Source organism: Kribbella sp. NPDC104218 (assembly GCF_055584105.1).
Window position 1 is genome coordinate 316,249 of record NZ_JBVJMQ010000003.1, and the last position, 12,769, is coordinate 329,017.

General features: G+C 69.2%; 9 protein-coding genes. 8 read left to right on the forward strand and 1 reads right to left on the reverse strand.

What is annotated here, in order from left to right:
• The first annotated feature begins 45 nt into the window (after window positions 1–45).
• The 8 genes from ACZ6ZD_RS26450 (at window position 46) to ACZ6ZD_RS26485 (ending at window position 12,362) form a co-directional block, all read left to right on the forward strand.
• Entirely contained in the window at window positions 46–3,105 is a 3,060-nt protein-coding gene (locus ACZ6ZD_RS26450) for a hypothetical protein (protein ID WP_465676596.1), read from the forward strand.
• 4 nt (window positions 3,106–3,109) lie between these two features.
• Window positions 3,110–5,368: a hypothetical protein gene (locus ACZ6ZD_RS26455; RefSeq protein WP_465676597.1), complete on the forward strand. Its 2,259-nt coding sequence runs from the start codon at window positions 3,110–3,112 to the stop codon at window positions 5,366–5,368.
• 67 nt (window positions 5,369–5,435) lie between these two features.
• Window positions 5,436–6,488 (forward strand): LacI family DNA-binding transcriptional regulator, encoded by a 1,053-nt coding sequence (locus ACZ6ZD_RS26460; RefSeq protein WP_465676598.1) that lies wholly within the window; start codon window positions 5,436–5,438, stop codon window positions 6,486–6,488.
• 24 nt (window positions 6,489–6,512) lie between these two features.
• Window positions 6,513–7,358, forward strand: coding sequence for an arylamine N-acetyltransferase family protein (locus tag ACZ6ZD_RS26465; RefSeq protein WP_465676599.1), 846 nt, complete (start codon window positions 6,513–6,515; stop codon window positions 7,356–7,358).
• Window positions 7,355–7,915: an NADPH-dependent FMN reductase gene (locus tag ACZ6ZD_RS26470; RefSeq protein ID WP_465676600.1), complete on the forward strand. Its 561-nt coding sequence runs from the start codon at window positions 7,355–7,357 to the stop codon at window positions 7,913–7,915. The genes ACZ6ZD_RS26465 and ACZ6ZD_RS26470 overlap by 4 nt, the downstream gene beginning before the upstream one ends.
• 30 nt (window positions 7,916–7,945) lie before the next feature.
• Entirely contained in the window at window positions 7,946–8,626 is a 681-nt protein-coding gene (locus ACZ6ZD_RS26475) for a hypothetical protein (protein WP_465676601.1), read from the forward strand.
• A 228-nt stretch (window positions 8,627–8,854) separates the two neighbouring features.
• A complete protein-coding gene (locus ACZ6ZD_RS26480) occupies window positions 8,855–10,774 on the forward strand; it encodes a hypothetical protein (RefSeq protein WP_465676602.1) in 1,920 nt (639 codons plus the stop codon).
• Window positions 10,764–12,362 (forward strand): hypothetical protein, encoded by a 1,599-nt coding sequence (locus tag ACZ6ZD_RS26485; protein ID WP_465676603.1) that lies wholly within the window; start codon window positions 10,764–10,766, stop codon window positions 12,360–12,362. The genes ACZ6ZD_RS26480 and ACZ6ZD_RS26485 overlap by 11 nt, the downstream gene beginning before the upstream one ends.
• A gap of 1 nt (window position 12,363) precedes the next feature.
• Here ACZ6ZD_RS26485 and ACZ6ZD_RS26490 read toward each other — a convergent pair whose 3' ends face one another.
• The gene (locus ACZ6ZD_RS26490) at window positions 12,364–12,735 is read right to left on the reverse strand and encodes a MerR family transcriptional regulator (RefSeq protein WP_465676604.1); all 372 of its coding nucleotides are present in this window, start codon (window positions 12,733–12,735) and stop codon (window positions 12,364–12,366) included.
• Window positions 12,736–12,769: the final 34 nt, after the last annotated feature.

Consider the following 12,769-nt stretch of genomic DNA (forward strand, 5'->3'; position numbering starts at 1 on the left):
GTGGCTCGCCGGACTCCGACAGCTATGGAGAATCTGTTTCGCTTGATGCTCCTGCGGCCTGCGATCGAGCAGGCTCCGGAGCAACTGTCGATCGGGCTCGAGCAGGAGTCCGGGTATCAAGATGCCTTGCGGGCCGCCGTGGTTTCGGGTGGCGGCCGGCCGGGGATCGAGGCGGCGTCGGCCGAGTACGCGGCGTCCGCGGAGTTCGTGTCCGGAGTGCTGGACACTCCGCTGGGAGCTGAGCTGGACGAAGTGGCGGACAGCGTTGACACCCTCGAGGCGGCCGGGGAGGTGCCGTGGTCGGAGGTGGCCAACGCGGTCGAGGAGGTGTTCGGTAGTCCCGCGGGCGATGTCGTCGGCGGTGACGCCTATCAGGAGACGGTACGGCGGCTGCGCGACAGCCTGATCGCGATCAAGGTCCTGCAACAGCTGCACAGCTTGCCGATCGAACGCTTGACCCGCCAGCTCCGCACCGCCGAGCTGATCGCGGACGTCGCCGCCGGCCACTCCGCGGGCGACACCGGACGCCGGCGCCGCCGCTCGCTCGAATTGCCGGTCGAGCTCGAACTGAAGTCCCGGCTGTCCACCCGGGACGCGCGCGCGGAGCTGGAGGCGCAGCGGCAGAAGCTGCTCGACGAACGCCGGAAGCGCGTCGACGCGTTGCTGGCCGAGCACGACGTCCTGCGCAGCGCGATCACCGAGCTGGCCGGGGTCGAGTCCATCCATTTCCGCGCCACCGAGCTGGTCGCCAGCGAGCCGACCAGAGCGCCCGACGTGACAGTGCTGACGCATGCGATCAGCAGCGCGGCCAGTTACACCGAGATCCTCCGCGAGCAGCACATCAAGGGCGTGCCGCGTCGTGAGGACGAAGAACGCGCCGAGGCGCTCCAGCTCAGCTCGCCGTACGCCGAACTCGCGCAGACGCTCGTCCAGGCGCCCGATGTGGTGCTGCCGGTCCGCGCCGGGTTCACGCCGGTCGCCTTGGCCGAGGTCGGGTTCGTCCTGAAGGCCGGCATCACCGATCGGCTGTCCCAGAAGACGCAAACCGTCCTGAAACAACGCGGTATCGATCTCGGGACTACGCCGCTCGACAAGGTGACCCAACGGCTCCAAACCGATCTGGCCACGACGGTCGAGCAGCTGGAGGTCGTCGCGGGGCATCCGGAGAAGCACTCGTTCGTCCGGTTCGGCGACGCGCTGATCTCGGTGAAGACGCCGCTGACCACCGGTTGGGGCGCTCTGGGGACCGGCGGTCTCCTCGGCGTCCCGTACATCCCGATGCCGGGCAGCGTGCCGGAGACGAAGGGGAGCGTCGCGCCGGCCGGGATCGCCGACCTGCTGCTGGTCAAGCAGCAGCTGACCGGCTACGAGGCCGTCGACGTCGCGCATATCGAGAACGTGCTCAAGGGGGAGCTGAAGTCGCGCGAGCACACGCGGCGCGAGGAGAGCGAGACGATCACCTTCGTCGAGACCGAGACCAGCTCGTCGGAGGAGCACGAGCTGGAGTCGACCGACCGGTTCGAGATGAGCCGGGAGGCGAGCGAGACGATCAAGGAGGACGTCGCGCTGAAGGCCGGCCTGACGATCTCCGGCAGCTACGGCCCGACGGTCGAGTTCGCGGCGAGCGCCGAAGGATCGTTCAGCCGCTCGAAGACCGAGGCGACCAAGTCCGCGTCGACGTTCTCCCAGGATGTCACCGAACGGACGTCGCGCAAGATCTCCGAGCGGGTGCTGCAGCGGACGACGACCCGCGTGCTGACCGAGACGATCGAGAAGAACGTCCACGCGCTCGACAACACCACCGGCTCCGGGCACATCTCCGGCGTGTACCAGTGGGTGAACAAGGTCTACCGGGCCCAGATGTACAACTACGGCCTGCGGATGATGTTCGACTTCATGATCCCCGAGCCCGCGGCGTTCCTGGTGGCCGCCATGAACCAGGCCCGCAACAGCGCGCTCACGCTGACCAAGCCGCCGGACTTCACACTGACGCCCGCGCAGCTCAGCGAGAGCAACTACGCCTACTGGGTGAAGATCTGCGGGGCCACGGACGTCGCGCCGCCGCCCGAGCTGTTCCGGACCAAGTCTGCCGACTTCAAAGGCGGCGGCGGGGACAGCAAGACCAACTACAACCACTCCGCGCAGATCACCATCGACGACGGCTACCGCGCGGTGTTCGGCAGCGTCGGCCGGGTCTGGAACGTCTGGGAGACCGACGCGAGCGTGGACGTCGTCCTCGGCCGCCGCACACAGCGGATGACGGGCAGCCAGTGGTTGTGGACGACGACGCTGGACGACGAGCGCGACTCGATCCCGTTCGCGCTCGACACCTGGCACGCCTCCCAGGTCGCGATCGCGATCGAGGTGAAATGCCAGCGGACCGACCGCGCGCTGGACAAGTGGCGGCTCGAGACCCACGCCAAGCTGCTGGCCGCGCACAAGGCGCAGGTCGCCGACTACGAGGAGAAGCTGGCCCAGCTCAAACTGCAGGCCGGTGTCGCGATCCGCGGCCGCAACCCGGGCGCGAACCAGATCACGATCCGCCGGGAGCTGCAGAAGAACTGCCTGAGCATCCTGACCGATCAGCACTTCGACCTGTTCGACGCCGTCGTCACGTCGCCCGCCAACGGGCTGCCGCAGATCGACGTCCGGGAGGCGGCCGCGGAGGGCGCGTACGTCCGCTTCTTCGAGCAGGCCTTCGAGTGGGAGCACATGTCCTGGGTCACCTATCCGTACTTCTGGGGCAGTAAGGACCAGTGGGACGAGCGCCTCGGGTACGACGATCCGGACCCGGCGTTCGTGGACTTCCTGCAGGCCGGCTACTGCCGGACGACGGTGCCGGTCCGGCCGGGGTTCGAGGGCGCGGTCGACCACTTCCTGACCTTCGGCGAGATCTGGAACGGCGGGCCGCTGCCGACCATCGCCAGCCCGCTCTACCTGCCGATCGCGGACGAGCTGGCTGAGCGGCTCGATCGTCCGGGCGCCGAAGTACCGCAGGGGGAGCCGTGGACCGTCCGCGTTCCGACCAGCCTGGTGAAACTGCGCGCCGACGACGCGCTGCCGGTCTGGGCGCAGAACGAGGACGGCGAGTGGGTCGAGGCGTGAGCTGATGGGCGACATCTCCAGGCACCGGGACATCTTCCTGTTCACCAGGGAGACCGTCCCGGTCGCCTTCCTCGACAACGCCAAGCTGACGGCCGGCGATCTGACCTACCTCGAGCTCGGCAACTACTTGACCGACGTCTCGCAGTTCCGCGACCCGGTCACCTACATCTTCGCCAAACAACGGATCTGGCGGGAGTTCGTCATCCCGAAGGTGCAGGACAAGACGCAGCTGTTGCGCGGCCTGTCCGCGCTCGGAGCGGGCGCTGCCCTGGCGGCGTCGCAGTACCTGAAGACCTTGACCTCGGGGACGGCGGCCGACGTCATCGAAGGCTCCGGCGCCGGGCTGGCCGCGATCGGCGGCATCCTCGCCGTCCTGCCGTCGGACACGTACGCCGATCTGAGCGGCGCCGACAACTGGATCGACGCGCTGCTCGGGACGCCGATCGAGCGCACGCCCGGCGCGGCCCGCAACGATCTGCTGCACTACGGCCACCTGGGGGAGTTCTTCCGGCTGTTCATCGAAGGAACCACCCACCTGCTGTTCGCGCAGGACGTGCCGAAGCGGCTTGACGGCCCGTGGGGATCGCTGACCCCGATCCCCGCGAACCGGGTCGAGGAGCTGTACGGCGACTTCTTCACGCAGTACTTCCCGCATGAGCACACCGACCAGCCGCCGTACGTGTGGGACGCGAGCAAGCGGCCCGCGAACAAGCTGTACCAGCCCAGCCGGCGGCAGACGAGCCTGGCGGACGGCGAAGTCGGCGTGATGAACGCGGTGGACGCGCACTACATCTCCTACCTGGCCGAGGGGCTCGCCGGGATCGAGGACGAGTGGTGGGCGCTGAAACGCGAGGACCGGGCCGGTCGGCAACGGCTGCTGGTCCGGGCCGGCAAGCTGCTGCACGGCGTCGAGGACTGGTTCTTCCACTCGAACGTGGTCGAGTTGCTGGAGCTGCGCGGCTTCCGGCCGGCGCAGGTCGAGGGGGAGAGTGACGACGCGTTCCTGCAGCGGTTCGTGAACGACGTCGCGAAACGGCGTCCGGAATTCGTCGCGGCGCAGCCGGCTGAGCTGAATCGCCTTAAACGTAAGCTGTTCCGGCGGTTGCGGTACCCGGCGTACGACGCGGGTGGCAAGACGCAGAGCGCCGGCGTACTGAGTAAGAGCCGGATGTCGACGCCGAGTCTGCGACATGCCTATCCGGCGTTCCCCTCGGCTCAAGACACCGCGCACACGCTGCTGCACGCGCTGGAGAATCTCGAGCACAAACTGACCGGCGAGCCCGGGGGAGTGCCGCCCTGGGCGGCGGACGCGCTCGCGCAGTACAACCTGGAAGCCCTTGGCCCATTGGCCGGACCGATCGCCGCCGCGGCCGCGACGCCGAAGCTGCGGGAGTCGATTCCGCTCGTGCTCACGCTGCTGAGCGCGGACGAACGCCAGCGCCTGGCGGCGAATGTCGCACCGGAGCATTGGCCGCTGCAACCTGGTGCGACGGTGCCGAAGCGCACGACCGAGGCGACCGAACTCGACCTACAACTCAAACGGCATGCCGCGGCGCTCGAACCGCGATTGCAACGCGACGGCCGGACCGAAAGCAACTATGACCATTTCGTTCGCTACCTGGCCGACAGCGGCCGTCTGAACGACAAGGGCCGCGTTGCGCTGCTGGCCGCCTTCGCGATCGATCGCAAGGCCGAGCAGCTTCCGACCGAGGCGCCCGGAGCGGGCGGCTTCCTGATGCAGTTCGCGGTCGCGGATCTGCAGAAGCTGCTCAACGAGGGCACAGCGAAATCGGCCGCGCTGGATCAGGACGCCGGATCGGTGTTCAAGGTCGACTCCGACAACGGCGCCTTCAGCGAGATCGTCGGATCGCACTCGCTGATGTCGAAGGACACCCTCACGTCGGTGCCGTTCTTCGACGACGCGCGGGTGCTGGCCAGTGTGGCGTCGTCCGCTGTCTTCACGATCCTGCTCGAGCAGGTCGCCGTACCGAAGACCGATCGCCGGCTGGCGTGGGAGGACGTGCTGCATCACCTCATCCGCTTCCCACCGTCGAACGGCGGGTGGGAGCGCCGGGCGCTGGCGATGTTCGCGACCTCGCAACAGATCCCGCGCTTCGGTGATCTGCCTGAGCTCGCCCGGCTGGCCGAGCGGTCGATCCGGCCGATCGCCAAGCAGCCGGCGCGGTCCCAGTCGAAGCGTGCCGATCTGGAAGAGCGCTACCGCCGCCTGGAAGGCGAACTCGCCCGGTATCGCTACCCCTGACGGACGGCTGGACTCGGTGGGAAGTAGGCGCTAGCCTTCTGTTAATCGATTAACAGAAGGAGGCGTGATGGCAGGGCGGCCCACCTTGAAATCCGTTGCGGCGGCAGCCGGGGTTTCGACCGCGGCGGTGTCGTACGCGTTCAACCGGCCTGGTCGCCTATCCGACTCGCTGCGTGAGCACATCCTCGGCGTGGCGCTGGAGCTGGGCTACGCCGGGCCGGACGCCGCCGGCCGGACGTTGCGCACCCGGCGGGCGGGCGCGATCGGGGTGATCTTCACGGTCGGCCTGCGGTATGCCTTCTCGGATCCGTACGCGTTGGCGATGCTCGGCGGCGTCACCGAGGTGGCCGAGCCGGCCCGGACGAGTCTGGTGCTGATCCCGTTCGATCTCGGCGACGGGCTCGACGAGGACGCCCTCCGCGAGGGGCTGGCGGCTGTGCATCAGGCGGTGATCGACGGAGCGATCGCGGATGGTCTGGCCGACGACCACCCCGCCGTCCAGGCGCTTGCCGCCCGCAACATCCCGCTGGTGCGCTCGACTCCGGACTCCTCGGGGCTGAGTGTTCGCGTCGACGACCATGCGGCTGGGGTGGCGGTGGGTGCGCATCTGGCCGGCCTCGGCCACCGAGAGGTCGCTGTCGTGGTCGCGACGCCGCAGCCGATCGGAGTGCTCGCTGCGTCTGTCGACGAGGCGACGCTGTACTCGTACTCCAGGCAGCGGCTGGCCGGGATCCGCGAAGGGCTCGGCCGCGGCGCCAGGGTCCGGGTGGTCACCGGCGGCCGGAACGCCCACGAGTCGGGGCGGGTCGCCGTCGCCCGGGTGCTCGCCGGGGATCGGCGTCCGACGGCGATCGCTGCCGACAGCGACGTCCTCGCGGGCGGTGTACTGGAGGCACTGCGCGAGCGCGGCCTCGAACCGGGCGCCGGCATCTCCGTCACCGGTTTCGACGACGCGCCGTTCGCGGAGTCCGCTGGTCTGACCACTGTCCGGCAGCCCGTGCGCGAGCGCGGGCGGCTGATGGCGCGCATGTTGATCGACCCTGACTTCACCGAACGCCAGGTGATCCTGCCGACCGAGTTGGTCCTGCGGTCGAGCACGGGCCCGGCGTCCGTCCGCTGATTCGAACCTCTGGGAGGAACTCTGATGCTTGACGACCAATGGCAGCTCGACCGGCTCGACCTCGACGCCTACCTGCGCCGGATCGGGCACACCGCTCCGGTCGCGCCCGACCTCGCGACGCTACAGGCCTTGCACCGCGCTCATGTGGCTGCGATCCCATTCGAGAACCTGGACGTGATCCTCGGTCGGGGGATCTCGGTGGAGCTGACCGACGTCCAGGCCAAGCTCGTGACGCGCGGGCGGGGTGGCTACTGCTACGAGCACGGCACGCTGTTCGGCGCCGTCCTCGATCGGATCGGCTTCCAGGTCGACCGGCTGCTGGCCCGGGTCGGTGACCCGGACGAGCACCCGCGGCCGCGCTCGCACATGGTGCTCAGCGTCGGCGTCGGTGCGGATCGCTGGCTGGCCGACGTCGGCTTCGGCTCCGGTCTGCTGGCACCGCTGCCGTTCGGCGGCGCCGAGCCGCACCCGCAGGGCGCGTGGGTGTATCGGGTCGTCAAGGGCGGTATGGAGATGTGGCGGCTGCAGGAGCAGGACGGCGCGGACTGGTCGACCCGGATGGCGTTCACCGACGAGCCGCAGTTCTTCGTGGACGTCGAGGCCGCGAACTACAACACCGCGACCAATCCGAAGTCGCCGTTCACGCAGCGATTGATCGTCGTCCAGAAGAGCGAGACCGACATCCGCAGCCTGATCGGCCGCACCTACAGCGTCGAGCGGCCCGGCGAGCCGAAGCAGGAGCGGCTGATCGCCGACGCCGAGCTGGCCGACGTCCTCGTCGGTGAGTTCGGGCTGGCGCTGACGCCGGACGAGCTCAGCACGCTCGCGGGCGCGCTGCCGGCCCTGGCAACTGCGGGAGCGGACCGATGAGCGCCTTGCGTCTCGCCGTCGTGGTCGCGAGTGTTCGCAAGGACCGGATCGGCCCGCAGGTCGCCGACTGGTTCCTGGGCGCCGTCCAGGGCAGCGCGTTCGGCGAGGTCGACGTCATCGACCTCACGGAGCTCGACCTGCCCGACGACCTCGGCGGCGGCGGTGACACCGAGCTGTTCACGAAGCGCCTCGACTGGGCGGACGCCGTCTGCGTCGTGACACCCGAATACAACCGCGGCTACCCGGGCGCGCTGAAGACCGCGATCGACACGGCCAAGCGGGAGTGGCGCGCGACGCCGGTCGGCTTCGTGTCGTACGGCGGCCTGTCCGGCGGTCTACGCGCCGTCGAACAGCTCCGCAGCGTCTTCGCCGAGCTGCACGCGGTCACGATGCAGGCGCAGGTCAGCCTGCAGTACGTCTGGGACCAGTTCGACGACGACGGCAACCTCCGCGAGCCGGCCCGCCCGAACTCCGCCGCCGCGACCCTCCTGCGGCAACTCACCTGGTGGGGGAGCGCCCTGCGGACCGCCCGCGCCACCACGCCGTACGACGGCTGAACCCGCTCTTCGTGGCACAGTTGCCCGACGATGACCATCTTCACGTTCCACCTCGCCGAGCTGCCTCCGGCCACCACGGCCCGGGCCTTGTGGAAGGCGCCGTCCAGCCCCGGGCTGCGGTACGCCGAGTGCCTGGCGCTGATGCAACTCGGCGCCCCGACCATCTCGCCGTCCCGGATGCAGCTGCGCCGAATGGCGATGTTCGCGCGCTGGGACGACGAAACGGCCCTCGACACCTTCCTGGCCGATCACCCCCTCGGCGCCGGCCTCGCCACCGGCTGGCACGTCCGCATGCAATTCCTCCGCCGCTGGTCCCGCCTAGCCGCCCTCCCCGCCCGAGCCGACGACTGGGACCCCACCGAACCCGTCGTCGCCGTCACCCTCGCCCGCATGCGCCTCCCCGAAGTCCCCCGCTTCCTCAAATGGGGCAAACCCGTCGAACGCCTCGTCCGCGACCACCCCGCCACCACCCTCGCCCTCGCCGCGATGCGCCCACCCCGAACCATCTCGACCTTCTCCATCTGGACCTCCGTCCAACAAATGGAAGCCATGGTCCACGGCCACAGCCCCGTCCCCGACCCCACCCGCCACGCCACCGCCATGACCGAGCGCCGCCGCCGCGACTTCCACCACGAATTCGCCACCCTCCGCTTCCGCCCCCTCGCCGAACACGGCACCTGGCAATCCCGCACCACCTACCTCCCCGGCTAGCCGGCCGCGCCGAAATCCCCGGCAGCCAAGGATTTCCGAACACCGAAGTCGCCGATTCCTGCGTTTGTTTCAGCGATTGCCCGGGGACGTTCTCAAACCTGTCAACTTCATCCACGGTCGGCTAACCTCGATAGTCTGCTCGGCTACCGGCCTGGAGGTTGAATGGATTCCAGAAAGGCACTCGAGGTTGCAATAGAGTCGACGCCGATTCCGGGTTCACCACCGCGAATGTCTTCGGACGAAGCCGCCATCGGGCTGGGGTTCCTGGATATGGCGCTCCGGCAGAATCATGTCCGGCGGATCACCGAGCGGCTCCAGCTCACCGAACATCTCGCCCCGGTCTGCACCGCGGAGATCGAGATCAGCCTGAATCTCCTGAATCAGGAGCAGCGCAAGGTCTGCCGGGATTTCGAGCAGACCCGGCAGCGCAGCGTCATCGGCGCGGCTGCTCCGCAGGGCGCGGACCTCGGTCCGGACAATGTCATCTGGACACCGGTGGCCAGGCTTCCGCGGCGGGCCGTCGCGCCGATCGACGTACGCGACTCGACCGGTGCGCGGCTGCCGCGGCTCACCCAGCTCGAGGTGGCGATGCCGCTGGCGAGCGGTCTCTACCATCTGCTCCGCGGGACGCTCGGCAGCATCCCGGACGCGCAGAGCACGAACCGTCTGGGGAAGTTCCTGCACCGCGTCGACAACTCGCGCTGGCTGCTGCAGTCCGCGTTACAGGCCTTGTTCATCAGCCGATCCGAGCCCTCGGAGTTCGCCTCCGCGCCGAGCACTCCGGGGACGAGGCACGGCAGCAGCTACCGCTACCGCGAATTCCTCGCCGAGGTGCTGGACGCCTACGACGACGCGCTCGTCCCGTTCTACAACCTCCTGGACGTCGCCCTGAACGACTATCTGCTGATCGTCGGCCTGTCGCAGCCGCGCGAGCACCATCTCCTCACCTACGAGATGCCGCTGCTCGCCGAGGCGCCGAAACATCGCGGGAGAGTGGCGCAGGCGTTCCGGCAGCGGGTCCGCGGACGGTACGAGGTCGAGTACGAGACGCACGTGCCGTCGAGTCTGCGGTCGTATCACCTGGTCGCCGAGACCGACCCGACGCTCAAGATCGACAGCATGCACATCACCTCGGACGCCGACGCGCGCTTGAGCGACTCGGTGGCCGAGGACCTCGGCTTCCTGGCCCGCTTCGTCTCCGACGAGCTGGGCTCCGCGCGGGACCGGGCGATGGGAAAGATCGTCGAGCTCGAGCTGCGCACCGTCATCGGCGATCTGAGCGAGCTCGTCCTGCGGCGGCAGTGGGAGGCGGAGGAGGCCGGCGCGATCTGGATGGGCGGGGACGAGACCGCCGTCGGCACCCTGACCAGAGCCAGTCTGTCCGGCGAGGTCCCGGCCGAGCAGCAGCTGTCCGCGACCACCTTGCTGAATCATCCGAGTGTCAGCGGCGCGAGTCTGGAGACCGCCGCGCGCGAGGTGCGCGCGCTCGATCTCGGCCGGGACTTCTTCCGTAAGCGCGCCGAGGACGCGCCCACGCACCGGGCCCACGTGTACTGGCGGCGGTACGCGCCGACGCAGTCCCCGTCGCCGCGGATCGTCGTCCGCGCGGCGATCTCGATCAGCGATGCCACCCGGACCGGGATCCGCACCGTGATGCTGTACGTCGCCGCGGTGCTCGTCATCTCCTACCTGGCGGCCGCGCTGCTCGCCGGGTCGCCGTTGCCGTTCGGGGCGACGTCGTCGTTCGGGCTCGGCGGACGCAGCGACGCGGTCGTCGTCGTGCTGCTGCTCGTTCCGGGGTTTCTCTATGCCCGGCTGGATCTACCGCCGCGGAACTCGGTGGCTGCCCGCGTCCGGAGGAGCGTCCGCTGGGCCGCCCATGTCACGATGGCGGTGATCGTCGTCCAGGCCGTCGTGGTCGCCGCCGCCTCCTCGGACGCCGTTCTGAGCCTGGGGTTCGGCGTGGGGCAGGCGCTCCTGCTCACGCTGCTCGCCTTCTTGTGGCTCTTCGGGATCCGGTCCGGCGACCACGAGTTCGGGCACCGGCACATCCCGCGCTGGGCGGTCCGGGCCCGGGCGCGTGCGGACATCGGGCTCGCTCCGGTCGACGCGTCGCTGACTGTTTCCGGGGCCGAACATGAATTCTGAGGATTTCAGCGACCGTTCCGTGCGCTCGCTGGCGGATCTGGCCAGGGGAGCAGGTGTCATCGCCGATCAGCCCGGCGTCCAGGTGAATTTCCATGTGCACCACGTCCCGGACCGGCCGGGCTACATCAAGTCGCAACTCGGCGGCGCGCCGACATTGTTGCGGAATTCCACCGAGGTGCTGATCTCGAACCTGAACGGCGTGATCCTGGCGGTCGGTTCGAATCGCGGCGCACTGGCCCAGGACATGCGCGTTCGTCAGCAGGGCAGTTCGACGCCGGTCCGCGCGAAAATCGACGCGGAACCCGACCGGTTGCAGGTCGTCGGCGCGGCGATGCCCAATCCGAGCTTCATCTACGAGGCGGCGGCGCGTTTCGAGGCGCTGATCGCGCTGGAAGTCGACGAGTGCGCGCTGCGGCAGTCGCATGCCCGGGCGCTGCTGCGGCTCGTCGCCGAGGTCGCGCGCTGTGCCGCGGACGAGGGCTCGGCGCCGATCATGTCGTTGCAGTGCCCGGTCCAGCTACCGACGGATCGCTCGAACGGGACGAGGGTCGAGGACCGGAAGGACATCTGGAAGCCCCCGACCGCGATCGCGGTGCGGGTGGCGTTCGCCTTGCAGAACCCGACCAGCCGGCGCCGGACGAAGATGGCGAACCGGCTGTCCGACTTCTGCGGTGAGCGTGGCTACGGCTTGTGGCTCGGCGACCTCAGACCGGGGCATGCCCAGGGGAACTGGTTTCGCGTCCTGGCCCACGACGCGCGGGCCGCCCGGCAGTTCGTCGACCGGCAGCCGGAGTTGCGCCGGTCCGGCAGTGCGATCGGGCACGTCATGCCGGTGACTCTGGTCGGTCCGGCCAGAGTCGGGTCCACCGACGCGATCTTGTCGGTGCTCCGCGGCTGCCCGCAGCTCGGCATCGCCGGCTGCGCGATCACCGCGCTGGACGACATGGCGTTCGTGCATCTGCAGCTGACCTCCGACAAGGTCTCCGATCCGACCGAGGCGCTGGGTGACCCGGATCGGTACGACGGCGGCATCTTCGATCGGCTGCAGCGCGTCGTCCGCGCGATGGGCGACGACCTGCGTGCGGCCGACAGTCCGGACGGCGATCCGGCGAACCCGGCCACGACGCCGCACAGCCGGCTCATCGAGCGGGCCGGGGACTATCAGGTGTTCGCCGGGCCTGTCATGGAGATCGCGACGAGCGGCGGCCGGAACCGGCGGCCGCTCTGGTTCTCCTGGCGGCAGTCGAGCCCCGACGGGGGATGGCTCCTGCCCTTCGAGGCGCTCCAGGGCGCGCTCGAGGACTGCGGCCTGTGGAGCGAATCCGCGCCGACGCCGCTCGATCGCGCGAACTTCGAGTACATGGTCTGCCGCCGCCTCGACGGCAGCACCTACATGGTCAAGGGCAAGCTGACGGTCCCGGTGAGCCTGATCCCGGAGGGCAACGCGATCGAGTACGACGCGACGCGCTTGTGCGTCAACGTCGAGACGGCCTGGCGGGCCCGGCTGGACGAGCAGCCGGTGACCGGCTTGCACTGGCTCACCTTCGCCTGGCGCGAGAACTTCCTCGGCAACGGCCGCACCAGGTGAGTCAGCGGGGTTGGGATGCGTGGAGGGCGGCTGTGATGACTTCGTCGAGGATGGTGCGGGAGGTGGTGAGGTCGGTGATGAGTTGGTTGATGCGGGCGCGTTCGGCGATCAGTTCGCGGGTGAGGGTGGGGGTGGCGAGTTCGTTGGGGGTGCCGTCGGGGGCGCGCATGCAGGGGAGGAGTTCGGCGATCTTCTTGGTGTGCAGGCCGGCGGCGAGGAGCTCCTGGATGAGGATGACGCGGTCGACGGCGGTGTCGGGGTACTCGCGGTGACCGCCGGGGGTGCGGTCGGAGGCGAGGAGGCCTTGTTGTTCGTAGTAGCGCAGGGAGCGCTCGCTGACGCTCGTTCGCCGGGCGAGCTCGCCGATGCGCATTGCGACCTCCGGGCTTGATTCTGACACTGATGTC